The sequence below is a fragment of the Methanosarcina mangrovi genome, from assembly GCF_052057765.1.
Classification (GTDB): Archaea; Halobacteriota; Methanosarcinia; order Methanosarcinales; family Methanosarcinaceae; genus Methanosarcina.
Genome location: NZ_CP195120.1, coordinates 3,817,669 through 3,844,667, shown reverse-complemented (window position 1 = coordinate 3,844,667; position 26,999 = coordinate 3,817,669). Strand labels below are relative to the sequence as shown.

Below are 26,999 nucleotides of genomic sequence, written 5' to 3'. Positions count from 1 at the left end.
ATGACTATGGAAATTAACAACACGGACCCGTCTGAAAATATGCCTCTGCCTGATGATGTTGATTTATCGGGCTCCAGGGCTTTTGACGACTCAAAACTTGCAAAATTAAACGGTATCATAAGCCAGGGGCTTAATCCCTATCCCTACAGGTTCGAAAAGAACGGGGATATCTGCGAGATCCTGGTAAAATTCGAGGACTTTGAAAAGAACGAGGGCTTATCTGTCCGGACTGCAGGCAGGCTCTACAATATCAGAAAGCACGGTAAAATGATATTTGCCGATCTCGGGGACCAGACCGGCAGAATTCAGGTCCTTGTCAGGAAAGGAAACCTCCCTGACGAGGAATTCGAGACTTTCAAGAACCTTGTGGACTCCGGAGACATTATAGGTATTCAGGGTGAACTTTTCAGGACAAAAAGAGGGGAAAACTCGATCAGTGTAACCGAGTTCTCTCTGCTCTCAAAATCCCTCTGCGCCCTTCCGGAAAAATTCCACGGCTTAAAAGATGTTGAAACAAGGTACAGGAAGAGATACCTTGACCTCATAGTCAATGCCGAAAAGCGGGAGATTTTCGTAATGAGGAGCAAGCTCATCTCGGAAATCCGCAGGTTCCTTGCTGACAGGGAATTTCTGGAGTTTGAAACCCCTATCCTCCAGAACGTGTACGGAGGAGCAAATGCAAGGCCTTTCACGACTTTCCACAACTGCCTCGGACAGAACCTTTTCCTGAGGATAGCCCCCGAACTTTACCTCAAGAGACTTGTCGTCGGCGGCTACGAGAAGGTCTTTGAAATTTCCAAAAACTTCCGAAACGAAGACATCGACACGACCCACAACCCCGAGTTCACAATGATCGAGGTCTACGAGGCTTACAGGGATTATAACGACATGATGGACTTAACCGAAGCCCTGATCTCGGAACTCGTGTTCAGGCTGACAGGCGGCTACGAAGTCAAAATGGGAGAAAACACGATCAACCTCCGCTCCCCCTGGAAGAGGATTTCCATGGAAGACGCCTTAAAAGAGTATGCGGGTCTTGACGTTTTTTCCCACTCGCTTGAAGAACTGAAGCAAATCGCAATCCAGAACAGGATCGAAGATTACGAAAAGGCAAAGAGTCACGGAGAGTTCCTTGCCCTGCTTTTTGAAGGCCTTGTAGAAGACAAGCTGATAAACCCGACTTTCATTTACGATTTCCCGGTTGAAAACTCCCCTCTCGCTAAAAACCACAGGGAAAAAGAAAGTTTTGTCGAGCGTTTCGAACTCTTCCTCAACGGCTGGGAACTGGCAAACGGCTATTCCGAATTAAACGATCCCCTCGAGCAGGAAAAGAGGTTCGAGGACCAGGACAAGAAAAGAAAGCTCGGAGACCTTGAAGCCCAGACCGTCGATTACGACTTCATAAATGCCCTCGGATACGGCCTGCCCCCAACAGGCGGCATGGGACTCGGAATCGACCGCCTTACAATGATTCTTGCGGGTCTCGAGTCCATCAAGGAAGTAATTCTTTTCCCGCAGATGAAAAGGGAAGACTGAACCAGAAGGAAGATTGAACCCCAAGGAATGCTGAACCCTAAGGAATACTAAAACTCACATAAGTTTAGCAGGCCTTGTCGGGGAATTTAATTTTTCCCTGTTTTTTTCCATATTTTATTTTTATTTTTTTGTTTTTTTCATGTTTTCATTTTTATTCTTTCAATTTTGAGCGTTATTTGAAGAATTTCATGTTTGTTTTTTGAAAAAAGGGAATTTATAAGTAAGCAATATGCAAATTAATGTGTGCTAATTTATATATCTGCCTCCATAAATTGAATTGCTTCAGCTCTATATAGACTGCTGCTGGGGGTAGAACTCTTTAGAAAGGGAATAAATCGTGGGGGACATCATGGGGGGACAGACTTTTTCTCCGGGTACCGTTGCTGAGGTCATCTACCAGGGAGGCGATATCATCACTATGAACTGCACAGCGCCGACGGCTGAAGCACTGGCCGTGAAGGATGGCAGAATACTCGCAGTAGGCAGCAGGGAGGAGGTGCTGAAGACACAGGACAGCACCACCAGAATCGTTGATCTCGGCGGCAGGGCGCTTTTGCCTGGCTTCCTTGATGCACACAGTCATTTCAATAATGCATTGCAGATTGTCAGCTGGGCCAATGTTTCACCTCCGCCCGTAGGGCCGGTCACGGACATCCCGGGCTTGATTGCCACTGTCAAGGCACACACTGACAGGATGAAGCCCGAGAAAGGTGAATGGATCATTGCCTATGGCTACGATGCGAACGAGCTACATGAAAAACGTGATGTCACTATCAGCGACCTTGATCCGACATTTCCGGATAACCCTGTCATGCTGATTCACGTATCAAACCATGGGGCGGTGCTGAATTCCGCTGGTCTCGCCAAGGCGGATGTGACGGAGAAGACAGAGACGCCCGATGGCGGCATTATTGCACGTCTTCCAGGTAGTAATAGACCCGCCGGCCTCCTGATGGAAACTGCATTTCTTCCTATTTTTGCCGATATGCCTCAGCCCGCAGAGGGGGAAAAATTCGCGAGCTTTAAGCAGGCGCAGTTGGAGTACGCCCGCAACGGTTACACCACGATTCAGGAAGGTGCGACGAACTATGCTGATTTCGTCACGATCAGAAAAGCAGCGGAGAAAAACCTCCTTTTCCTCGACCTCGTCGTGCTCCCCATGGTCACCGACCTGAGGCAGTTCAGCGGAGAGAACCTTACCGACCCTGCGTATCGCCATCGTCTTAAGCTAGGGGGTGTGAAGCTGTTTGGTGATGGTTCTCCCCAGGGTAAGACGGCCTACTGGTCAAAACCCCTTCTCACACGCGGGCCTGGAGGTGAACTTGCCTGGTGCGGTGAGCCAACTTTTCCGTATGAGACTTTTGCCAAAATGGTGGCAGCTGTCTATGCAACCGGTGCACGCATTTACTGCCACTGTAATGGCGATGGGGCCATTGAAAACCTTATCAAGGCATTTGATGAAATCGGCGTGAAAGCGGATCAGGACCGTCGTGATGTAGTGGTTCATTCGCAATTCGTTCGGGATGACCAGCTAGATCGTTATGTGGAATTTGGGCTTACTCCTTCGTTTTTTACTAATCATGTCTTCTTCTGGGGTGACATCCATGTGCAGAACACCGGTGAAGAGCGAGCTTCCTTCATCAGCCCGATGGCGGCGTCAAAAGCCAGAGGTATTCGTTTCAGCAACCACACGGATTTCTCCGTCACACCGCTCGATCCGTTCATGACCATCTGGACAGCTATTACCCGTCAAACCAGGAGTGGTCGGGTGCTGGGTCCTGACCAGTGCGTGGACGTTTTGACCGCACTCAAGGCCCTCACACTCGATGCGGCCTGGCAATACAGGGAGGAGAAAACCAAAGGTTCGCTTGAAGTTTGCAAGCTGGCCGACCTCGTAATCATTGACAAGAATCCCTTGAAGGTGAAACCTGATGATGTACGCAACCTCAAAGTGATGGAGACAATCAAAGAAGGTCGAAGTGTTTATCGTCGTGAAGAGCAGTAGATGAAGAGCAGTAGACTGCCAAAGAAGGTGGGTCCGGCAATCGGAAGAAGAGAACTTTACGGTGTTCATGAAGATATAACGAAGATATAAAATCTACAAGAACACGCTTGAGAAAGCCTTGAAACTCCAGTCCGATTCAAACAAATGAATTTGTTCGGACGCAATAGGCGGACTGGATATTTCAGGATCGTTTCCGGTTTCGGATATGTGAATTGGGTGTGTAATGTTTAATGTTCTTAACATACCGGTTTTATAGGGTGTGAACATTCTCTGTAATGGGGATAGTTCGGATATCTTTCCTGATATTTTTTAATTCTTTTCTTGATCTCATTTCATTGAACTATCTTACACACAAGCATTTATAACAAGCATTTATATCATCATTAACTACACAGCAACTAAATCATTCGAACTAAAATTTACTATCCAATACGTTTATCCAATACATTCTAAAAAAAACCAATTTCAGGAAAAATGACCTTCAATAACGACTTCAACTCTTTTCACCCGAAAATTCAGGAAGCTCTCATAACCCTGGGCTTTACCCGCCCCACCGAGCCGCAGGAAAGGGCATTTCCTCACATCCTGGACGGAAAGCACACCCTTCTGATTGCACCCACGGGCTCGGGAAAGACCGAGTCGGCTGTACTGCCGGTCTTTAATGCTATCCTCAGGAAAAAGCCGGAGAAGCGGAGCGGGATTTCTGCCCTTTACATCACTCCCCTGCGGGCGCTCAACAGGGATATGCTCTCAAGAATAGAGGTTATGGGGAAGCTGCTGGACATAAAAGTGCAGGTCAGACACGGGGATACTCCCCAGAGCGAAAGGCAGCGCCAGTCCCGAAACCCTCCGGATTTGCTGATAACGACCCCCGAGACCCTGCAGGCGATGTTTTCCGGCTCTCGCTTACGGAAGAACCTGGAGACTGTGACCCATGTAGTCGTGGACGAAATCCATGAACTTGCGGGCTCAAAGCGGGGAACCCAGCTGGCTGTGGGGCTTGAGCGGCTTGTGGAAATCTCAGGGGAGTTCCAGAGGATAGGACTGTCCGCAACTGTAGGGAACCCCTGGGAGATTGCAAAGTTCCTGGCAGGGGCAAACCGGGATTTTACGGTTATTGAAGTGGCGCTTCTGAAGCTGCTGGAGTTCGATGTGGTCAGCCCTCATCTTTCCGGGGGAGGTATGGCCGGAGCCGCAGCCAAAGATGTTTCCGAAGATACGGTCGGGGAAAAAGAAGTCCTGGAAATCGCAAGGACCGTGGGATGTGAGCCCGAGTTTGCCTCCCATCTTTTCCTGATCCGGAAAATCGTTGAAGAAAGCCAGTCTACCCTTATTTTTGTAAATACCCGGCAGAGCGCAGAAGCCCTTGCTGCAGGTTTTCGGAAACTGGGGGCATCCGTCGGAGTTCATCACGGTTCCCTTTCCGTTGAAGCCCGTGTGGAAGCTGAAGAGGCGTTCAAAGCTGGAGCTCTCAGAGGCCTTATCTGCACTTCGTCAATGGAACTCGGGATCGATATCGGAAACGTTGACCGGGTGGTCCAGTACGGTTCCCCTCGCCAGGTTTCAAGGCTGCTCCAGAGGGTCGGGAGGGCAGGGCACAGGCTGCATGAGGTTTCGCGGGGCACGATCCTTTCCATGGAAGCCGATGACACTGCTGAGAGCATGGCAATTACGAAGGCTGCACTCGAAGGCAGGGTTGAAGATATTTCCCCGCACGTGAACTCCCTGGACGTTGTGGCAAACCAGATTGCAGGCATGGTTATGGACTTCGGGGAAGTCGGGATCGAAAAGATTTTCAGGATTCTCAGGCGGGCGTACCCTTTCAGGGACCTGCGGCCCGAAGAACTACAGCGGGTTGTTGACCAGATCGGGGACTACAAACTGGTCTGGCACGAGAAAGGCTCGCAAATTGTGAAAAAACGCAGGAAGAGCTGGGAATATTATTACGATAACCTCTCCATGATCCCGGACGAAAAGAAGTACGAGATCTATGACATCGTGAGCGGAAGGTCCATCGGGGTGCTGGACGAAGCCTTCGTGGTGAACTTTGCCGAACCCGGAGCCGTTTTCATCACGAAAGGGGATATGTGGCGGGTCATTGAAATGCCGGACCGCGAACGGGAGCCCAATCGGGACAGGATCAAGGTCGAGCCGGTCGAAGGTATGGGAGAAGTCCCGAGCTGGACCGGAGAAGAGATCCCCGTGCCCTTCGAAGTGGCGCAGGACGTGGGAAAGCTCAGGGCTGAGATTGCTGCCCTCCTCCTGGAAGGGCTCGAAGACGAGGCAGTTGCCGAAAAGCTGCAGTTGAAATATCCGGTTTCAAAGTCAGCAGTGCTTGAAGTTATCCGCCTGCTGCGGGACCAGGTTGAAGGAGGTTTCCCGCTTCCGGACGCCGATACGATAGTGATAGAAGACGAAGGAGACGCTGTGACCCTGAACGCCTGTTTCGGACACAATACCAACGGGACGCTGGCAAGGGTTCTTACCTCCCTGCTGTCGGCACGCTTCGGGAGCAGTGTCGCTCAGGAGGTAGACCCGTACAGGATCAGGCTGACCCTCCCTCGCAGGGTGGGCCCTATCCAGATCCGGGACATGCTTACATCTCTCCGCCCGGAGCACGTTGAGCCCATCATCGAAATGACCCTGAAGAACACGACCCTCATGAAATGGAAAATGGTCCACGTAGCCCGCAAGTTCGGAGCCCTCTCCCGGGACGTTGACTACGACAGGATCAGCATGAAAAAGCTCCTCGAAATCTACGAGGGCTCTTCCATGTACGACGAGGTGGTCCGTGAAATCTTTCACGACATGCTCGACGTCCCCAGGGCAAAAGAAGTCCTTACAAAACTCGCACTCGGCGAAATTGCAGTCGAGGTCTCGGGCCCGACCCCGATCGGCTCAGCCGGCTTTGCCATGAAAAAAGACCTCGTAGCCCCGGAAAAAGCCGACCGTTCAATTGTGCTTGCCTTAAAGGAACGCATCATGAACGACAACATAATCCTCTTCTGCACGACCTGCAAGAAATGGACCTCCCGCCGCCAGGTCAAAAACGTCCCCGAAGAAATCATCTGCCCGGTCTGCGACTCAAGAATGGTTGCAGCCCTCAAGCCCTGGGAAGATGAGGAAATCAAACTGGTCAGGAAGCAGGGGAAAGGCGTCCCGATTTCCGCCGAAGAGAAAAAACGTATTCAGAGAGTCTACCGGAACGCCAGCATCGTGAACTCGCAGGGGAAAAAAGCCGTTATTGCGCTTGCGAGCAGGGGAGTCGGACCTGAGACGGCATCGAGGGTGATTGAAAAGATGAGGGTGGATGAGGAGGCATTTTACAGGGATATTCTGGTCGCGGAGAGGAATTATGTGAAGACGAAGAAGTTCTGGGAATAAAAAAGGAATTATATTGAAAAAGGGGCAGTATTAGATAGATAGGTCGAGTAAGAAGGAAAGCTAGATACTTACTTTTGGATTATTAAATTAAGTCTGAGTTTTTCTATTTTTTGTAGGTTCTTGTTTGAGTAATATTTAAAAACGAATTATAATTAGTTATATAGTATAGTCTCTTACAAGAGGATACGATTTCAAAAATTTACAACTTTTTGGGTAATTACTATGGTCAGAAAAAATCCAACAAGCCCACTGAGAAAGGGGTTTGACTTTCAAGATTTATGGATTATAAAGCTGTCTATAGATTGGATAAAAGAACCTTCAAAATATAAGTGGATCAAATTTGAGACTAAACCTGAAGTTATAGAAGGATACTTTGCTTTTGATGATATTGTATTATGCGACAAAGATGACAATTATTATCTGTATCAGCTAAAACATAAACAGAATCCAAGTACTGATTATTGGTCTTGGAGTGAGTTTTTAAAACAGGAAAATGGAAAAAAAGGTCCAACAAATTCACTCTTTCAAAAATGGTTCAAATCATATACGGGCAATTCTGAAAAGATATCTTTTATGGCCTTTATTACAAATGGTTTCCCAGACGATGAGCTTAAGGAATATATCTCAGAGAATAAAATTGATATAACGAAAGTAAAGAGTGTTCTTCCCGAGATCTATGAAATCATAAACTCTCAACTTAATGGTGAAGACACAATCCACAACTTTTTTTCAAATTTGACTTTCCTGTTTGGTCAAAAAGATCTTGAAGAACTCGAAATGGAAATAAAGGAATTTTTCTTTAATGAACTCAGAGCTACTGATTCTGGAGTGAATAATCTACTTATTAAGTTGCATAATGAGTGCAGAAAGCAGTATTCAACTTCTTTAGATATTGAACGCATACTAAGTTGGTGCGAATTTGATGTACCTGAAGCTTTGGAACAAAACTTTGGTATTCCTGATGACTTCGAATTTTTTGATGCTGATATCCAAGATAAAGTATTAGCCGATCTTGCAAATCCGGAAGGTGGAATTAAAGTATTTTGTGGAAAGCCTGGAAGTGGGAAGAGCACTTATCTTTCAAAGCTTAATCAGGTTTTAATGGAAAAAGATGTAATTGTTTTTAGACATCATTACTATTTGTCTTCTAGGGATCCAAGCCAGAGTGAGAGATTAGTATCTCAACGTGTTATTGAAGGTATAAAAGCTCAATTTAAAGAATATTCAGAAGAGCTTGGATGCTTAGCAAATAAAAACTCAACAAATATATCCTTAAGAGAATTTATCTCGCAATTAGCCCATTATTTTTACGAAAAGAACCAATCTTTCGTGATAATTATTGATGGATTGGATCATGTTTTAAGGTATTCAGATTCTTCCGAATTAACAAGTTTTCTGAAAGAAATTTGTTTTCCACAACCGGGATTATGGCTTATTTTCGGGGCACAAGAAATTTCTAAAAGTTATCTTCCTCAAATAATCTTTGATAAATGTCCTGAAGATCAATGGATTGAAATAAAGGGATTAAGTGAATACTCAGTAAAAAACATTATTCTCAAAAATACTATTGAACTAAAGCTGCCTATTCACGAACTTCATATTGAAGCACTTTCAGAAAGAATCTATGAATTAACTGAAGGAAATCCGCTACACCTTAGATATACTCTTCATCAATTGAAAACAAATTGTAAAAACGGATTTGTTACAGTTTATGATTGTGAAAATATCATTCCTTATGAGAAGGATATTGAAAAATACTACATTACTTTATGGAAGCAACTCCCAGAAATGAGCAAAACAATAGCTCTAGTTATTTCGAGTGTAGAGTTTAGTTTTCACGAAAAGGAACTTTTTGAGTTACTATCTTCAATCACGAGTTCTCCTTTTGGAATAACCAGCGATTACAACTCCATATCACATTTATTATTTAAAAATAAAAGAATCTTATCTATATATCACAGCAGCTTTGAACTTTTTGTGTTAAGTCAGCCCGAATTTGAACAACAGAAGTTATTTTTAAAGAAGGCAATAAGGAAATGGTTAGTAGAATCCGACTATGAAGATTTAAAATGGGCTGAACTGAAAAAACTTGCTTATGAACTCGGTGATCCTAAAGAACTTCTTGGAATTGACATGGAGTGGCTTATTGAAGCTATATGTTATCCAAGATGTTGTGAAAAAATTATTTCTCAACTTTCATTAGCCGTCAAAGCTGCTTTTGAAAATAACTTATTTGATAAAGCTTTTGAATTAGGAACTCTAATGGAATATTATGTAGACTCTTTCAGATTTCGTGAAATCCAAAGTTCCAAAATTTGGCAAGAGTCATTCAAAAGAAAAACTCCAGATTTGTCATATATTGATGTTAATAAACTTTCTTGGGAAAGGGTGTTTAGGTCTCAAAATAGAAATACAGACATGGATTTCATTTCTTCACCATCTAGGCACATTCAATTGATTGCCGAGATGTCTGAGAAACAGGGAAATTTCGATATAATTTCTGAGTCGATAGATAAACTTGCTGAATTCCATAGTAATTTGAAAGTTCTAAATAAAGAGAACATGAATGCTGAAATCCCTCAGCTAGCTGTTTCTACGATCAAAACTGTTTCTCTTGACCGCAGGCACGATGTGAAAAGAATTTATTCCTATATTAGACAATTTTCTGACTCTGGTTGGTCAGCAGAACTTTTTGGGATATATGCGAGTTCTTTACTGAAGACCGATCAAATTTTAAAAATAGAAGAGTTAATTGAACTCGCCACTGAAAATGCAGATAGACAGGAGATTTTGGATAAATGTGTAGAAAATGATCTTGAACTAAATAGGCAGCAATTTCTAGAAATGGTGTATAGTAATAAGCATGAGGATTTAGATAACCTATGTTTACTATACTTGTTATTAAATGGGAAAAATATCAGTTATATTCCGCCTCTTCCTACCTATGAAGAATTTCCTTATAACGTTCCAATGCTCGAAACTGGAAAAAGAATCGAAAGATCAAAGATTTTTTCTGATAACTTTATTTTGGGGTTAATCTATGGAATATTAAACGAAGACTTGGACCTTAAATACTGGATTCAAGACATTCAAAAAAGATGGCCTTTAGAGATAATGTCACAGATTTTTGCATCTTCTTTAGAAATCTCAAAAAATATTGTAGAACCTCGAAACCCTAGTTTCATCTGTTTATTTGAAAACATCGCTAAAGTCGGTTCACTAAGTTTTCCTCATAACAGGGATCTCTATGAACTTCAAGAGTGCTTGCGAATAGCTCTGTCCAAATGTTTAAAAGTAATTTATATTTATAAATGCAAATTAGGGTTCTCTTCTCTATTTGACGATCTTGAACTGAATAATGTAATTTTTGAAAGGAATTACTATAATGAGAGTGATTCACTCCAATTCTTGTTAAGTTTCGACAAGCCAGTAATTTCAAATGAAATATATACTAAGTTTGTTTCTTACGAAAAAAACCGATGGAAACAAACAATAGTAAATTTCTCAGAAAGATCCGATCGTTATTCTGATTTGGCAAAACTTGCAGCTATTCATAAGGATAAGAAAAACCAAGATTACTTTTTAAAATCAGCTGCAATTAACTTACTGGGGTATCATTACCATAAAGATATGTATCTCGATAGAGTTTTAGACTCTATTAAACTATGTCAAAAAGCTGGATCTCTTAGTATAGAAAACTGGATTCAAAGAATATCTCCAGCTATTGAATATATAAATGAATATACAGATCAAGATCATACACGTTATTTTCCTATAGATTACGCAGAGATTTTGTGGATGCATGATCCTAGACTACTTTATAAATATTATTTCTCTATTGTAGAGGAAGAAAATTGGTTTTTAGCCTCTTATCTTTTTAGGTATATTCTTAGATCATTGAATTTTGATCAAGATGAAGATCTTGCACTTGCTTTCACGGCTTTAGATGAATACTCTTTAAATGAACTTAGGTCTATGGCAGAAGAGAATACTGACGTTAAAAGAGTGTTAGAAATTGTTGAAATCTCCATAGGAAAGATAGAATATCCTAAAAATGAACCTTCAAATACTTGTTCGGAACCTCAAGCACATGATTACTCACTGGTAGAACCTGATACATTTTTTGAACTTGTAGAATCTTTTGAGTCTGATTGGGAGAAAGATAATTTTTTAGTAAATTGTTTTAAATATTGGTTAGATGAGAAAAGGCATGATAATAATAAGATTTATAGAACATTTGTCAAATACATAGACGAGCATGGAATAAAAAGTGTCTCGTATAGAGTTTTAAATGTTCTTTTCCCTTTAATATATGAATTCGAAAGCAATATGGCTTTTAAATATCTAGACTTCCTTGAGTCTGATTGGGAAAAGGATACAATTTTAGCAGATTGCATTACTTTTTGGTTAGATAAGCAAAAGTATGATAAAAATAAAATCTACCAGGTACTTGTCGAATATATAAGTAAGCGTGGATTAAAAAATCTCTCGTATAGAGTATTGGATATTCTTTTCCCTTTAACATATGAATTCGATAGTAATATGGCTTTTGAATATGTTTGTTTAGCTCAAGCAGAGAATTATTGGTTTACTAACACAACTGACAGAGAAAAATTTATTGAAAAATGTAATTTTGTAAAAAAATGTTATCCTGAGAGATATATGGAATTTTACAGTGAAAGCATAAAGAGATCTTTTAACATTTTAGGAAGAAAAGGAAATTTTTTTGTTCCCATTCCTCATTCAATAGAGTTTTTTTCCATTTTTGAAGAACTTGAAACTATGGAAAAAATAACTGATGCAAGTGTTAAATTTGTCGATTTTTTAATGGGCGATATAGAGTTCTCACCTGTTAAATGGACTGAAATTGGAGATATTGATAAAATAGATCTATTGTTACAAAGACTAGAATATCCAAATGAGTTTGTAATAGAAGGGGCTACGTTAGGACTAGAGAAGATAATGGAGGACCCATTAAAGAATGAGATCATTCTACAAAGAATAGAAAGCAGTAAAAAATAAGCAACTATTCATTCTGCCAAAATCCGTTGATTGATATCTATTTAGATGAAACCTGCATGTATAATTCTGACCAATGATCATTAAAGACTGTGATCTATGGCCAACAACCAAATAAAGTTGATTTTCTGAAAATTCACTTTCATCTTATTAAATGTGGTTAATGATATTGTTTTTGCCCAGTTGAATAGTTACAAAAGTAATTCTATTACAGATTTTTTCAGTGTCTCCATTTTTAAAAAAGAAATACATTTCTTCTTTTAAAATCTAACTAAATAACTTCAAACCAGCGGCGCAATCATAAAATTTCCAATCGAAGGGTTTGAGGGGGGGCTGGGGCGGAAATATGAAAAACTGTTCAAAAAAGATTGATTCTTCAATTTACATTTCCCGATAAACACGCTTTCTCGAATCAATATTGACTATAATTATGATAATTTCTTCATAGTCTATACGATAAAGAACCCGAAAATCACCGACTCTTATTCTAAAAAGTTTTTCGCTGGTGCCGTAGATTCTTTTGGCGTCGTGAGGGATCGGGTCTTCGGCAAGTTTTTCGATGGTTTTGATGATTCTCTGGCTGTTTTTGGAATCAAGTTTTTTGATGAAATTCTTCGCGGGGGTATCCAGAAAAATCTCAAACATGTTAGAGTCCCAGTTCTTTCTTAAATTCTGAAAGGGATGTCAGTTTTTCTTTTTTCTGGTGCTCATAACTTTTATCTACGAGCTTCCTTTCCTTATCAGTGAGTATACAGTCTACGTCTACCATATGCTCTCTTATGTCTGTCAGTTGTTTTTTTATAGAATCGAGTTCTCTGATGACTCTCTCCTCAAAACCAGCCTCTGCCATAATAAATGGTTAATATGAATCTTATTTATATGTATGCTTTCTTTGATATACCTGCTTTTTTAAGGTTCTTGAGTGGGCTTTTGCGGTTTATATAGAATCAAGACACTTCTTAATTTGTGCCGATAAAAGAGTTCATTGCAATGTGCTTTCAAAAACCGAATCTGCTTCAAACAACGGCGCAATCGGAGGATTTTCGGTCGAAGGATTTGAGGGGGGCTGGGGCGGAAATATAATAATAGAGTGATATACATCCGGTCTTTCTACGTCTTTTTGTGGTTTTTGTCTCCTATTCTTGTTTCCATATCATCTTTAAATACTCACAGACCTAATGTTATTCTGGTAAAGATGGAAGGCAAGAGCTTGAATTACACGGTTCTGATCGAACAGGACGAAGATGGTGTATACGTTGCAAAGGTTCCTGACATACCGGGTTGTTATACTCAGGGAAAAACAGTTGAGCAGGCTATGGAGCGTATAAGAGAAGCTATTCAGGTTTGTCTTGATGCTGAGGAACTTGAAGATGTCCTGCCGCTGAAATTTATTGGAATTCAGCAGGTAGAGGTAAAAGTATGAGCAGGCTCCTTCTTTTTTATACATTTTGGAAATTTTTGGCTATTTTCATTATCTAAATTTGGTTAATATTCTCTGAATTCTTTCCTTCTGATAACATTAAAATAAAATTTCAGACTAATTTCCGTACATTTTTATAATCTGTTGTATGTATCTGTTGGGACGGGAAATTCTGAAAATAGATCATTTTCTGAACATAAGAATAAGTCCTGTCTTGTTACGGGGTGTTATAAACGAAAATCAGAAATATATTTAAACCGTTAATTCTTGTATTTTTTGTAATGGTAGCGTTTTCAGGAGTTGCTCTTGCAGGTCAGAGTAATAGTTTGATTGGAGAACTCAAACAGGTTGATGCTTTTCACCCTCCCGCAGATGACAATCTCATGCCTCTGTACAACGAATGGCATTACTTCAATATAATAGATGAAGAGCAAAATCTTTCAATCATCTGTGTATTTAAATTAAATGGATGTTTAAGTGCTTCTGAGATCCTTCTTGAGTATAATACTGATAATGGAAATTCAAACGCTTATTATAAAGTTTATCCTATAGATATTGCAGAATACTCTTCTGAAACGCCAGATGTTACGATAGCCAGTAACACGGTTAAATTGACTCCACAGGGCTACTCGGTTCATATCATATCCGAGGACGGATCTAAAGTTTTTGATGCATTATTCAAACCGGAAGTGGAGCCCTCGCCTGTGTTTAGCGCTGCTGATTTCTCCCCTGTATATGGAGGAGTCATCAACTGGATAGTAACTTCACCGAAAATGAAAGTTAATGGGGAGCTTACTGTTGATGGGAAAATGTATACTCTGAAAAATGCGAGAGGCTATCACGACCATAACTGGGGATACTGGTCCTGGGGAGATAATCTTGGATGGGACTGGGGCCAGACTACTCAGACCAAAAATAGTTTAAACGGGAGTGACCTTGGAAAATATTCTCTTAACTTTGGGAATATCACTGATGCCAGTTTTACCCAATCATTCAGTTCAGTCTTAAGGCTATGGAGAAACCGGGAAATCATTGCTACTTTCAGTGATGCGGATATGCAAGTAATACATTCAAATTTTGTTGGCGGTCCTGTCCCGGTACCATATCTGGGTGCTTATATGCCTCCAGATTCATTCCCTCTGCCTCTTGACACAGATATACTCGCCTCATCCGACTCTGGTGATTATCTTACTATAAAGTTCACGACAGAGTCAGTTCATTGTGTTCCCCTGCTGGTAGCTGTACCAATGACTGATTCAAATGGAAGTCCGTTAACAGATGAATATGGGAATATAATAATTAAATATCGGATTATCTGGGAAATGATAGGGACTTATCAGGTTGATGGAGAAATAGACGGAAAACCAATTTCGTATATTGCTGACGGATTCATGGAATATGTATCTGGAGAACCTGCTACTCCCATATCTTTTCCCTGAATGGATGAGCCTTTAACGGGTAATTAATCGAAAAATTATAAAGATCCTTGAAAAAGGATTTTTAACTTTTTTATCTGAGGCCGTTTCGTTCGCTTGATATTATATTTCTTCAGATACCTGGATAATTAAAAACTTAATTTGTTACTTGTGTTTTCAATAATTTAGCCAACTTCAATTTAGCGGCAATAGGAGGATTTTCGATCGAAGGATTTGGGGGGGGACTGGGGGAAATATATTAAAAAAGTTATACTTTCTCGAAAGCCCTCCTTTTCCAAATCTATTTTCTCCTTCTTTTGCCGTTATTTCGCTCCAGCATACCTTTAAATGATCACAAACAAAATATACTGACATGGAGAATGCTGACCGGCACAAAGAGTTATTCGAAAAAATCTCTTCCTTCCTTGAAAAAGAAGGAGCGACAAAGGTTGCTGTTTTTGGCTCTTATGCAAGAGGAGAAGAAAAGCCGGAAAGTGATATCGATATTCTTGTGGAGTTCTCCGAAACAAAAGGTCTGCTGACTCTTGTACGGATTGAGAGGGAACTCTCAGAGTTGCTCGGGTTAAAGGTCGATTTGCTTACCGAAGAATCAATAAGTCCGTATCTTATTGATGGGATCAAAAGGGAAGCAAAAGTGATCTCAATATGAAAAAGAATGATATGGTTTACCTTCACCATATTTTCTCCCTAGTTTCTCAACTTTTTTGTATCTTATTTCCTGGTCACTACCCAGTGTCCTGTTTTGTCTGATCCGATCCTTGTGAGGATGCCTCTATCTTTCAGTTTTTTGATATTTCTCATTATTGTTGTTCGGTTTTTTCCAAGGGATTCTGCGATAGTATCATAAGTTATATTGATGTCGTTTTCTATCAGTCCGAGAATTTCTTCTTCTGAAATTGTCAATTTTACAGGTGCATTTACAGGTGCATTTACAGGTGCATTTACAGGTGCATTTGAATCTCTTATTTCAGTCGCTCTTTCGAGGGGAAACACGATCTTATAATAGTCAACTTCCCCCGAAACCTTCGGCTCTACTTCATAATAGGACTTCCATCCTCCGAACATCTTATCAAATCCTGAACCTGCGTTTTCCGAGAGCCGGATTACCCGAAAAATTCTTGCAACGGTCGGATTTCTGGGCATTGTGAAGTCCTCTTTCATAATAGATTCCAGGTCTTTTGGGAGGGCCCCGGGGTTCATGAACTCGATCCGGTCGAGGAAGACCCGGATTCTGGGTTTCATGGGACTGAAGTAGTCGGAGTGCATCAGGAGGTTTACCAGGGCTTCCCGGATTGCTATTAGCTGGGGCTGCCGGTCGGTTGCAAAACCGTCTGCTCGGAGGGTAAAGGGCAGGTCTATTTTCTTTATCAGGCGCTCGAATATGCTGAAATAGAATCGGAAAAGGTTTTCTTCTTCAGAGAGGCGGTAGCTGTAGCGGGTTGGGGCATTGGAATATGAGGTGCCAGGGATTTCCAGGTAGTCGATCCTGAAGTCGGTAAGCAGGCGGTTGATGTTGTCTTCGGTGCCGAAGACAAGTAGGCCTCCAATGGTGACTTTCCCGTCAACTATGGCCTGAAGTTTCTCCAGCAGAGCCTCGGTGGAAAGTTTGTTGTACCTGTGCTCAGGGTTTACATTTTGTAAATATGTCTTGTAGTCCTCAATCGTTTTCCGGTCAAGGTTTTCAAATGTGAAGTCCGTAAGCTCCTTGTCTTTTGTCCCAAAAGCGGAGTCCCTGTACATTGCATCGATTTCCGCGTCCGTGGCTCGCTGGTCTCCACTTCCGGTTCTTATGAAGGTGTTTTTCCTTGAGTTGAAGTAGACAGGTCTTTTTTCGGAAGCTGGGATATAGAAGGCAAGCACGTTTTTTCCTTCTATCAGGTATTTATTACAGGTAGCGATTATTTTCTGATTAAATTTCTCTCCTCTGAGAGCAGTTGTAAAATCCTGTTCGATTTTTTCGGCGTCTTCTACGCCAGTGATGTTATAACCTCTTCCGTCTTCCTTTATTCCGAAAACCAGCCATCCGCCATTTGTGTTGGAAAAGGCGCTGACCGTCTCAAAGCTGCTTTTCGGAATAGAGTTTTTTGCTTCTTTTACTTCAAAGTCTTCCCATTCCAGTTCTTCCAGTTTATCTAACAGTTCTTTCTGATTCATATGGGTGACCTGCAACACTCGTTTAATTCTTCTTCATGCTTTACAGTTTTCATAAAAGTTCTTTGAGTACTTATATTTCTGCTCTTCTCTACCTAACGATTTGACTGTGAGTTGTTGGTTTGCAGAATAATATAATAAGACAGTTGGTTTTTGTGTATCGGAAATGAAAATAACCCTTCGATTTTTCTGCTGAAATATGGATATTCCTACCGTGTACTTCAAAAGCTAAATCAAATCAAAGGTGGTTCAATCTTCAAATTTTCGGTCGAAGGCTTTGAAGGGGCTGTGTTAGAAATATAATATTAAAGTGTTAACTACTGGCTCATTTTTGATTTAGATGTCTCCATATACAAGTTTTCTCAAAATGATTTTTTCATACATTCTTTAGAATAAAAAGAGTATAGGTAATACTTATAATACATATCATCTTAATTTAGATAGTCCTTAATGGACTTTTAGGGGGAGTGTATATGAAAAAATACATCTACTTCGTCTTGTTTATTCTACTAGTTGCACTTATTGGCTGGGTTATCGGTGGAGTACAAAACGATGAAAATGCTTCTCAATCGGGTTCACCGCTAAATACTCTCCAGTCAGCCCATCAGGATATTGCATGGGGAATTAATGTTCAGAATAATTTGAAGATACTTAAAGCGGATTTGGACGGTATATCCAACGCTTCAAACAATTCTGATTATGTCACTCTCGCAGTGTATGCACAGCAAACAGTAAATGATACCCAGAACGCCATTCAGGAAAATGATCAATATACCGTATCTCCCAAACTTCAGGATGCACAAAATGAGTGGAGGATGGCTCTTCAGGACTATAACTCTGCAGGTCAGTTTTTGCTGCAGGGAGCAAATGAAGCGAAAAACGGCACTGGGGGAGCTGAATATTTTCTAAATGCCAGCATATATCGCAATTCCGGTACGGATCATCTCAAGAACGCGTCTGAGTTGGCAGGAATAACATAAAATGTATTTTCTGATTATCAAATCCAAGCAATCTGTTTCAGGGCGGAATGATTAGACTTTTTCCCCATAAATTAAATGAGATTGAGGTTTGAAGACTATTCTTTTTCGGAAAGACATTTTTTCCTTCTGAATTTCGGAGATTTCTTTCAGGTCCAGATCCTTTATGTTTTCAAACCCTGCCTTCCTGAAGTATTCAATCGTTTTTTTCGGCGGAACTCCATTGGGGTTTGGGAGTTCGTTTTTGATTTTGTCAGGGTACTGTCTTCTTCCGGGATATCTTCTTTCAACAAGCAAAGTTAAGAAATCACTGATAAATTGCCTTGTCTTTCTTTCAATCAAGCCGCCATTATAAAGCCCATCTATGACGATAATCACTCCTCCTTTCCTGAGTACTTTCTTCCAGTTCCTTACAGCAGTCTCAGGGTGCGGAAGGGTCCACAGTAAGTGACGGGTTACAACAACATCAAAAATTCCTGCTTCAAAAGGAGGGTTTTCGGCATCTCCTGCTCTGAAAGTAATGTCATACTGTTTCCCGGATGTTTTTTCTCTTGTCTTTTCTCTTGCTTTTGCAAGCATTTTCTCCGAGAGGTCAAGCCCGGTAACATGGTTACCCAGTTCTGCAAATAAGATCCCGACTTCCCCTGTCCCGCAGCCTGCGTCGAGCACTTCCAGCCTGCCTGGGGGAAGCAGACTTTGAAATAGGGTTTTCCATGCTTCCCTTTCGATTTCACCCTGGATTCCATGCCCTTCCTTGTCATCGTAGGTCGCGGATGAGACATCCCAGACATGGGCAATATCCAGTTTCATCTGGTTATCCTGAATAGTCGTATCTTAATTCCTCTTTTAGCGCTTTCAACTGTGTAATAGTCCTTTTTGCCTATAAGATTAATTCCTTGAAAGCTTCCGGTAGACTTTACGGCTGCTAAAAATCACTATACTCAGGAAAAATTCTCTACATTAGGGATGTTTTGACAGGTTAGGGCTGCTGACCATCTTTTTTATGTATCCCGGAAAAGCCGCACCTGGAACGGAAAACTACATCAAAAAAGAGGCAATAGTGAGGTTTATATAAAAATAATCTGTTTTCCGGTTAATCCTTATCAACCGAGTTTAAAAAACGAAAAAGGGAAAAGAAGAAATGTAAAGTTAAGAGTGGGGTTCAGACCACTACAACATTAAGTGTGAAGGTTGGCTCATCACCTGTTACTGACTCCCAGGGTCTTTTATATACTGCGTTTACCTGCTGATCGCCTTCAGCTACAGCTTCAATCCTCCATAAATGGAACCCTCCGGTACCGATGGAGAAAGTATTCTCAGAAGATTCAAATGGATGGTATTTGTCCGAGAGCTGGTTAAGTCCGTCACTCAGGCTGAGTTCCCAGGAATAGCCCGTGGTCGGATTTTCTTCAAGCTTCAGGAAAAAAGAGTGTCCTTCTTTAATATATATGGTATTTCCGTTGTCACTTTCAGTTATCATCTTATCTTGAATTGCTGTATCAGGTTTAGCACATATAGCTGTCGGAAGCGTTGCCAGTATCAAACATATCATCAAAAATGTTATCCCATGCACAAATTTTGACATCATATCACCCTGCCACTTACAGTAGTTTATTTACTGAATTATCCTTTACACATCTCTTTTTTCATACCTCTAACATTAAATCGGATTTTCAAGCTCAGATTTGCCCCACCAGATTTATTCCAATATCATAAGTCAATCAAAAGCGTGGAAATCAAATATTATTCTACTGTTGGGAAGATAAAACAATCAGAATGAAACCTCCTTACAATAAATAATTATAAAAACCCCGGACGATGTAAGGTAATAATGTCATTTATTAAAGGATGCTTCCTGTACCTACTTCTCAAATTTTCTCAAGACAAACTAAGAGAGCTCTTGATACCGGTTGTTTTACAATAAATGGAAAATGATTCTCTTATAATACATCCGCCGAATGATAAGGAATATTATAAGGAATATTAAAGCACGCTTTTAGGTGATAGCAGAAAACATCAAAGCTCTTGCGTTTGCGGTCGGGGAATTAATCAAATGAAAAGTAAAATCCTCCGGATCGTACTGTCTTCGTTGGGTTTTTAAGTGGCATAGGTACTGTGCTTATCACAATGACTTGCCCCCGTTACCAGCGTGAAATGCTCGGGAACTCAAATGGAAAAAGTTGGAAGAGAATTAAAAAAATTCTTAAGTGCGGTTCCGTAAATCCTTCATAGGTGTATTAAAATTCAATTGTAAGACCTGCTCCAGGCGCGGTCCGTATCTACCATACGATATCCTACGCTATCTTGACCATAATAACTGGTTAGTATTTACAAAATCAATATCAGTAGCTCGTTTTCCAGGCTCTGTATTTTTCCAGGTCCTCTTTAATAAGGCTAAATGCAAAAGCAAGCACAGCGATGTCATCTGCAAATCCGATTAAAGGAAGGAAATCCGGAGAGATGTCAATCGGACTTACCAGATACAGGAGAGCGAGTGTGATCACTAATGCCGTTTTCTTTGGAACCGGGTATTTCCCGTTGAAGGTAGCTACTAGCATTGAAAACAATAATTCCAGGTAATACCATATTTTCCTGGGATCTGCTTGGCGATGACGAGCACCTCTTAGTTCTTCAGGAAAAACCGTGCTGGTATCAGAAGCTTTATCTGGATTTTCATTAAATTGGTCAAGATTTGATCCAACTTTTTTCCTTCTGAAATTATAGATTTTATCCATTATAATCCCCCAATTTTATATTGGATTGTATATCTGGTCTCTTAAGTTAATTGTCAAATTGATTATCGTTTCTCTTTTTGCATCAAACGAGGCAATTAATGGTCTTTCCAAAAACAAATCAAATTTTGGCTCTGTAGAAATCCTGATTTGTTGATTCTTATAAAATCGATTTTTAATTCAATTCCCATCCCGGTTTCTGTCAAAAAATATATGTGTACTAAAATAATCGACTACAAATAAAAATAGCGATAATAAGATATTAAGTTTATCTTAATAATTCCTTTTCCATTCTTTAATTTTAGCATGAAAATGCTTTCAAGCACTTTCATTTGTTTGTGCCTGTTATTCGAAGAATTTCGTACCCGTTTATATAAACTCAAATCCATATTAACCGGATGTAACAGATAAGTTTCACTTCAATGTCCTTTACAGGATGTCGCTATGCCAGGAAACATGAAATTTCCGAAATCCTATCCGAACTCGGGGGATGGGCTTTAAACAGGAAATAAATTGAAAAATTTTAAAGATCTTTGAAAAAAAATTTCTAATTTTTTTATCTTTTTTGTCTTTTATCACTATTTTCACTGCGGATCCTCTGCCACTCTTAGTACGATTTTTCCTCGCGTATGGCGGCTTTCACTCATCTCATGCGCCTTTTTGGCTTCGGAAAGAGGAAGTACTGTCGTTACCACAGGCTTAACTGGCTGTTCGTCTATTAAGGCCGCGATTTGAGCAAGTTCTTCTCCGTCAGACCGGGTCATGAGGGTTTGTGCACGTACACCATATTTATCGGGTACTCCTTCCGGAATCCTTGCCACAGTACTCACCAGGAACCCACCGGGTTTCAACACTCCCCAGGACCTCTCGAAGGTATCTCCTCCAATAGTATCCAGTACCACGTCTACCTTTCCAACGACGTCCTCAAACCTCTGTTTTTTATAGTTGATAAATTCATCAGCCCCTATGCTCTTCAAAAATTGCTCGTTTTTCTCGGAAGCGGTGCCGAAGACATAAGCTCCTTTCCATTTAGCGAACTGGACTGCAAAAATCCCAACCCCGCCTGCTGCACCGTGGACTAGGACTGACTGTCCTTTACCGAGCCCGGCAATATCAAAGAGGGACTGCCAGGCAGCCAGCCCTGCGGTCGGAATTGCTGCGCTTTCAATGAACCCGATACTTTTGGGTTTTCTTGCCACCTGTGCGGAATTGACAACCGTGTATTCGGCATAACCACCCTGTCCTATCGAGACTTTGGCAAAGACCTCTTCTCCGGGCTGAAAGGAGACTTCTCCCTGCCCCATATCTACTACCCCTGCAACGTCCAGTCCCATAGTCATCGGCAAAGGCATTTCCCCAACCATGCCACTGCGTATCTTCCAGTCCATAGGGTTGACCCCGGCTGCAATGACTCTGATTCTAACTTCTCCCGGACCTGGCTGTGGCTCTGGAATATCCTCGTACTTCAGAACCTCCGGTCCGCCAAACTCATAAATCCTTATTGCTCTCATATTTACACCTCCAAAAAGATCTCTTTAACCGCTACCTATCCCCTTCTACTGTCACAGGAATCCCCCTCATGCATTAACCCGTGAGCATCCAAGTACCTGCAAGTACCTGAACCAGAGCTAACGGTTCTGACATTCCGTTTTTTCCATAATCGGAGAAATTATTCCCTCGTTATGATTGCTTTATTCCACTTTTTAATCATTTCCTCAGGCTCATGCCGCACTCAGTATATTCTCCGATAACGCAATACTTGAATAGCGGACTCCTTGAATAGCGAACTATTTAAATAGCGAACTATTTAAATAGCGAACTTATGCATTTCCGGTATTTTCAGCAACAAGCATGGATCCTGTCGGGTATCCCGGATTTATGAAATAATCAAAATTATCGACCACGCCATCCCTGTACTTTCCACCGTTTTTGAGGTTTATTTCTCCTTCTGTCAGGTCCGCTGGCAAATCTCCTTCTGCAGAGCCGGAGCTTTCCATATACTTCATCCAGGATATGTTTGCAGCCAGATGCACAAGAAATAAAACGAGTACGAATAACAGCAAAGCTCTCTTCCCCTTCAAATTAACTCCCCACCATCTATTTATATTCTAATTATTCTATTTTAGCTTTCCCTGTTTTTCAAAAGAATGTTAAAAAGTCCTGTGCTTCTTTAAATTTGTAGTGGAATCGGCATATTTAAAACAGGACGTCAGGAACCCTGTTTACTCTTAAAACAACTTCTTCACATCTGGGTTAATTTTATATATTCGCTCTACTTCTTTACATATCAATAAAATTTAAAAACTATGGTGTCAAGGCTTAAGACGTTGCTCTTATACAAATAGGGGCAGCGAGGCAGCCGTATCAGTAACTCGGATAACATTCAAATCTTAAAATTTTAATATAGTCTGACGATTTTCTTTCAGGTCCTGGTCGTAAAGACCTTTTTAAAAATCTGAAGTTAAAAGGAAACCAGCCTCAATCTCCTGACCTGACTGTTTTCCGGTAGTTATTCGGTCACCTGTAGCGTTTTAGAGAAGTTCTCTTCTCCGAACTTCTTTAGATCCAATCATTAATCCAGAAAATTGTCATAATAACATGTTTCGTTACAGAATTCAAGAATTTTGTTGCGGAGTTTACCATGCATCAAACAAAAAGAAAAGGCATAACCATCTTTATAGCAGTTCTCACGTTCAATTTTTTGTTTACGGGAAATGTAGCAGCTGTTTCAATTACTGTAAACAACAGTACTGTTTCAGATGCCGATTTTGCGTCCATACAGGCTGCGGTAGATGCTGCAAATCCAGATGATGAGATTATTGTCAAACCGGGCATTTATGTGGAAAATATTGAGATTCCGAAAGCTCTGTCGATTCTGTCCGAATCAGGCAGCCCCTCCGATACAATCATTCAGGCAGCTGATGGTTCCAGAGATGTTCTCAGCATCTGGGCAAATGAAGTGAGTGTTAAGGGTTTCAGCATAAAAGGAGCGGATTCGGCTTCTGGGATTCACTTTTTTGGCGTTGCGGGTTGCAGCATTGAGAGTAATGTACTCTCAAACAATAGTTGCGGGATCGATCTTTATATGTTTAGTTCGGGGAACTCCCTGGTTAATAACGATATCTCGGATTGCCTTACAGGCATCAGCCTTGGGGACAGCCTGAACAATACGCTGAGAAACAACTCAATTTCATACTGCAGCAGTGGAGTTTCTCTTTTTGATTCCCCGAAAAACACTCTGAAAAACAACACGGTCTCGGAAAATAAAGAGGGTATTTCGCTTATAGGGGAGTCAAACAGCAATACATTGACCAGTAATACTATAAAATCTAACGAAGAAGTGGGCCTGCACCTCTACGGGACCTCCGGCAACCTGGTTTATAACAACTATTTCAATAATACCAAAAACATAGAATCCGCGCTGGTCGCAGGGGAAAATATCTGGAATATTACGAAATCCGAAGGCATTAATATTGCAGGTGGCTCCTACCTTGGGGGCAACGTCTGGGGAAAACCCGATGGGACGGTTTATCCGAGGGGGGCCAGAGACATCGACCTTGACGGCATTTTCGATTCCGCGTATGATATTGAAGGCAGCGGGTTCATTGATTACCTCCCACTCAAAGAGTCGGAGTCCGTGGTAATTACCGTAAGCAACAATGCGGACCTTGCTGCGGATTTTTCCTCCATCCAGACTGCGGTAGATAGTGCATATCCAGGGGATACGGTGCTTGTTTATCCGGGCCTCTATGAGGAAAACGTAGAAATAAACCTGGAAGATCTTGCTGTTGTTTCGGCATCCGGCAGCCCTTCCGATACCAGAGTTCAGGGCGTTCTGAACTCGGAAGATGTTTTTTATGTCACAGCTGATGGAGTTGGAATTCGCGGGTTCGGTATTGAAGGGAATATAAGTTCCCTTAATTCCGGAATTCACCTTTATGGGGTTGAAGACTGCCGCATCGAAAACAACGAATTATTTAACTCCCGGGGAATTCTTCAGAACTCCTCGGGGAACTCTGCTCAGGGAAACACTTCCAACTCAAATCCCGGATTCGGCATCCGTCTGGATTTCTCAGGTAACAATACTCTCGGCAACAATACCGTATCAGACAGCAACGTCTGTATCCTGCTGCGCAACTCAAGCAAAAATACCCTGCTTGATAATATGGTTTCGAATGGCAATTACGGAATCTGGATTGATTCTTCCCTCGGCAATTTACTGGACAGTAATACTGCATCAAACAATAAGATCGGTGTATACCTGAAAGCTTCCAGCAAAAATACGGTTTCCAGAAGTAAGGCATTCGCCAACTCCGAGTCCGGCATCAACCTGTGGGATTCCAGTGAAAACGAATTGAGTAACAATACAGCTTCAAACAGCAGCAATGTCTGTATTATTTTGCATAACTCAAGCGGAAACATGCTTGGCAATAATGCTGTATTTAATAGCAGCTATGGGATCTGGCTGGACTCGGCAAGTAATAACAATACCCTGAATGAGAACAGGGCATCATATAATAGGCTGGGTATTTACCTGAAAGCTTCAAATGAAAACTTGCTTGACAACAATACGGCTTCAAACAACAGTCAGTACGGTATCGGTCTGTGGAATTCCGCTGTAAACAAACTGAAAAACAACACAGCTTCCTACAATTATGTCTCCATTCTTCTGCATAATGCCAGTGAAAATGTGCTTTCCAGCAATGCTGCATCTGACAGCAGTTACGGTTTCTGGCTCGATTCTGTCAGCAATGAAAACACCCTGAATGGCAGCAGGGTCCGGAAGAATAAGATTGGCATATATCTGAAAGCCTCCGGCGAGAACATTCTGGAAGGCAACAGCGTGAATTCGAATTCGAAGTTCGGGGTCTGCCTGAGCGCTTCCAGCAATAATACGTTTAACAGCAATACCGTGGATTCGAATTCCGAATACGGTATTTGCATGCTGAGCTCAAATTCCAATACTGTCTACAATAATTATCTGAACAACACGAAAAACGTATATCTTGATGGCAAATGTTCAGGCAATGTCTGGAATATAAGCAAAAGCTCAGGCACAAACATTGTTGGGAACTCTTTCCTCGGGGGGAACTTCTGGGCTTCCCCAAAAGAGAACGGCTTCAGTCAGACACATCCGGATACCAATGGTGATGGCATTTGTGATGCGATCTACGATCTGGGTAAAGGAAACACTGATTACCTGCCCCTTGCAGGTTCTGTTTAACGTTCCTTCTCCCTTTCTCTTTTTTACTTTTGATCTCTCTCAAGGAACTTTTGCAGCCATATAATATCAAAATAGGTCTCAAACTTGGTTCCCACTTCACGGAACTTTCCGCATTCGATAAAACCGTGTTTCAGGTGAAAGTTCAGGCTGGCTTCGTTTTTTGAGGACACATTTGCAAGAAGGCTTTTCATCTTTTTCTCTCGGGCTTTCGTACAGAGTTTGTCCAGCATCCTGGACCCAAGCCCTTTTCTTGTGTGCCCGGGAAGGATGAAATAGGAAACCACGCCTGTGTGCCGGAAATTCGGGAACGGGAAATATGGCCTGAGGGTTCCGATTCCTGTTATTTTGCCCTTTTCTTCAATAACGTAAAAAGGAAAATACTCATTTTCATCCTGTTCTTTTTCACTCTGAACAGCTTGAAAAAACTCGGGCCCAACAGGAGTTTCGAGATAAGCCGCAAAACTGTTTTCCACATAATAGTTAAAGACCTCAAGCATTCCGGAGACATCTTCGGCTGTGGCTTCCCTGATTAAATATTTCTCGGAATTTTTGCTTCCTTGCATATATAAGTAGTCTGGAGATTTGTATTTAAATTTTTTTGATTAGTTTTGTTCATCCTTGAATAACCGAATTGGCGATGAGCCTTTGAATTCAGAATCCAGGTTCAGAAGATGGGCTGCTCAGTGAGAAAAAGTACGGGACCAGTGAAAAAGGGGTAACAGGCCAGTGAAAAAGAGGCAACGGACCAGTGAAAAGTAGATAAGGATCGGTGAAAATGGAGTGCCGGATCAGTGAAATGGAAACACTGGATTTTTCAGGTGGAACCCGGGATTTTTCAGAATTCTGTGCCTTAAACTTTGCGGTAAACAGGGATTTTCTTCTTCACCTCTTTATATTTTATTATCTATTAAGCTGCTTCTGAGAGTCCTCCTCTGAAACTCAAAGGTCGCAGCATCTCGTTTTTTTGTATCGGCCCTTATTTGCTCCGGGCATTTATCATGATTTATATTTATAATTATTTTTCAGTGCGAATATATTTATATACTTATGCTATTCTACTATTCCCTGCAGGTAATTTCCAGATCAAGGCCTGCGTTTCAGACCGGATTTTGGTG

18 protein-coding genes are annotated in these 26,999 nt (G+C 41.4%); 9 read left to right on the top strand and 9 right to left on the bottom strand.

Annotation, left to right across the window (positions count from 1 at the left end):
- The 4 genes from lysS to ACSAZL_RS16935 all read left to right on the top strand — a co-directional run bounded on the left by lysS (nucleotide 1) and on the right by ACSAZL_RS16935 (nucleotide 11,947).
- Nucleotides 1-1,536: a lysine--tRNA ligase gene (gene lysS / locus ACSAZL_RS16950; protein WP_440945773.1), complete on the top strand. Its 1,536-nt coding sequence runs from the start codon at nucleotides 1-3 to the stop codon at nucleotides 1,534-1,536.
- A 349-nt stretch (nucleotides 1,537-1,885) separates the two neighbouring features.
- Nucleotides 1,886-3,541, top strand: a complete 1,656-nt coding sequence (locus tag ACSAZL_RS16945; protein WP_440945772.1) for an amidohydrolase — start codon at nucleotides 1,886-1,888, stop codon at nucleotides 3,539-3,541.
- Nucleotides 3,542-4,015: 474 nt separating this feature from the next.
- On the top strand, nucleotides 4,016-6,925 hold the full coding sequence (locus ACSAZL_RS16940) for a DEAD/DEAH box helicase (RefSeq protein ID WP_440945771.1): 2,910 nt from the start codon (nucleotides 4,016-4,018) through the stop codon (nucleotides 6,923-6,925).
- A 222-nt stretch (nucleotides 6,926-7,147) separates the two neighbouring features.
- Nucleotides 7,148-11,947: a dsDNA nuclease domain-containing protein gene (locus ACSAZL_RS16935; protein ID WP_440945770.1), complete on the top strand. Its 4,800-nt coding sequence runs from the start codon at nucleotides 7,148-7,150 to the stop codon at nucleotides 11,945-11,947.
- 378 nt (nucleotides 11,948-12,325) lie between these two features.
- Here ACSAZL_RS16935 and ACSAZL_RS16930 read toward each other — a convergent pair whose 3' ends face one another.
- The gene (locus ACSAZL_RS16930; RefSeq protein WP_440945769.1) at nucleotides 12,326-12,589 is read right to left on the bottom strand and encodes a type II toxin-antitoxin system RelE family toxin; all 264 of its coding nucleotides are present in this window, start codon (nucleotides 12,587-12,589) and stop codon (nucleotides 12,326-12,328) included.
- A gap of 1 nt (nucleotide 12,590) precedes the next feature.
- Entirely contained in the window at nucleotides 12,591-12,794 is a 204-nt protein-coding gene (locus ACSAZL_RS16925; protein WP_440945768.1) for a hypothetical protein, read from the bottom strand.
- Nucleotides 12,795-13,154: 360 nt separating this feature from the next.
- On the opposite strand from ACSAZL_RS16925, the gene ACSAZL_RS16920 reads away from it, so the two are divergent.
- The 3 genes from ACSAZL_RS16920 to ACSAZL_RS16910 all read left to right on the top strand — a co-directional run bounded on the left by ACSAZL_RS16920 (nucleotide 13,155) and on the right by ACSAZL_RS16910 (nucleotide 15,449).
- Complete coding sequence (locus ACSAZL_RS16920; RefSeq protein WP_440945767.1) at nucleotides 13,155-13,367, top strand: type II toxin-antitoxin system HicB family antitoxin; 213 nt, start codon at nucleotides 13,155-13,157, stop codon at nucleotides 13,365-13,367.
- A gap of 278 nt (nucleotides 13,368-13,645) precedes the next feature.
- On the top strand, nucleotides 13,646-14,803 hold the full coding sequence (locus tag ACSAZL_RS16915; protein ID WP_440945766.1) for a hypothetical protein: 1,158 nt from the start codon (nucleotides 13,646-13,648) through the stop codon (nucleotides 14,801-14,803).
- A 349-nt stretch (nucleotides 14,804-15,152) separates the two neighbouring features.
- The gene (locus ACSAZL_RS16910; RefSeq protein ID WP_440945765.1) at nucleotides 15,153-15,449 is read left to right on the top strand and encodes a nucleotidyltransferase family protein; all 297 of its coding nucleotides are present in this window, start codon (nucleotides 15,153-15,155) and stop codon (nucleotides 15,447-15,449) included.
- Nucleotides 15,450-15,511: 62 nt separating this feature from the next.
- Here the strand turns inward: ACSAZL_RS16910 and ACSAZL_RS16905 are convergent, their stop codons facing one another.
- Nucleotides 15,512-16,954 (bottom strand): RNA-binding domain-containing protein, encoded by a 1,443-nt coding sequence (locus tag ACSAZL_RS16905; RefSeq protein ID WP_440945764.1) that lies wholly within the window; start codon nucleotides 16,952-16,954, stop codon nucleotides 15,512-15,514.
- Between the two features lie 470 nt (nucleotides 16,955-17,424).
- Between ACSAZL_RS16905 and ACSAZL_RS16900 the strand changes: the two genes are divergently transcribed.
- Complete coding sequence (locus ACSAZL_RS16900) at nucleotides 17,425-17,931, top strand: hypothetical protein (protein WP_440945763.1); 507 nt, start codon at nucleotides 17,425-17,427, stop codon at nucleotides 17,929-17,931.
- A gap of 51 nt (nucleotides 17,932-17,982) precedes the next feature.
- Here the strand turns inward: ACSAZL_RS16900 and ACSAZL_RS16895 are convergent, their stop codons facing one another.
- From ACSAZL_RS16895 to ACSAZL_RS16875, 5 genes are all read right to left on the bottom strand, one after another.
- Nucleotides 17,983-18,738: a class I SAM-dependent methyltransferase gene (locus ACSAZL_RS16895; RefSeq protein WP_440945762.1), complete on the bottom strand. Its 756-nt coding sequence runs from the start codon at nucleotides 18,736-18,738 to the stop codon at nucleotides 17,983-17,985.
- A gap of 352 nt (nucleotides 18,739-19,090) precedes the next feature.
- Complete coding sequence (locus ACSAZL_RS16890; RefSeq protein WP_440945761.1) at nucleotides 19,091-19,513, bottom strand: protease inhibitor I42 family protein; 423 nt, start codon at nucleotides 19,511-19,513, stop codon at nucleotides 19,091-19,093.
- A 757-nt stretch (nucleotides 19,514-20,270) separates the two neighbouring features.
- Entirely contained in the window at nucleotides 20,271-20,663 is a 393-nt protein-coding gene (locus ACSAZL_RS16885; protein ID WP_440945760.1) for a YkvA family protein, read from the bottom strand.
- A gap of 581 nt (nucleotides 20,664-21,244) precedes the next feature.
- Nucleotides 21,245-22,171, bottom strand: coding sequence for an NADP-dependent oxidoreductase (locus ACSAZL_RS16880; protein WP_440945759.1), 927 nt, complete (start codon nucleotides 22,169-22,171; stop codon nucleotides 21,245-21,247).
- Nucleotides 22,172-22,480: 309 nt separating this feature from the next.
- The gene (locus ACSAZL_RS16875) at nucleotides 22,481-22,741 is read right to left on the bottom strand and encodes a hypothetical protein (RefSeq protein WP_440945758.1); all 261 of its coding nucleotides are present in this window, start codon (nucleotides 22,739-22,741) and stop codon (nucleotides 22,481-22,483) included.
- A 560-nt stretch (nucleotides 22,742-23,301) separates the two neighbouring features.
- On the opposite strand from ACSAZL_RS16875, the gene ACSAZL_RS16870 reads away from it, so the two are divergent.
- The gene (locus ACSAZL_RS16870) at nucleotides 23,302-25,884 is read left to right on the top strand and encodes a NosD domain-containing protein (protein WP_440945757.1); all 2,583 of its coding nucleotides are present in this window, start codon (nucleotides 23,302-23,304) and stop codon (nucleotides 25,882-25,884) included.
- 23 nt (nucleotides 25,885-25,907) lie between these two features.
- Here the strand turns inward: ACSAZL_RS16870 and ACSAZL_RS16865 are convergent, their stop codons facing one another.
- Nucleotides 25,908-26,447: an N-acetyltransferase family protein gene (locus ACSAZL_RS16865; RefSeq protein ID WP_440945756.1), complete on the bottom strand. Its 540-nt coding sequence runs from the start codon at nucleotides 26,445-26,447 to the stop codon at nucleotides 25,908-25,910.
- Between the last annotated feature and the right edge of the window lie 552 nt (nucleotides 26,448-26,999).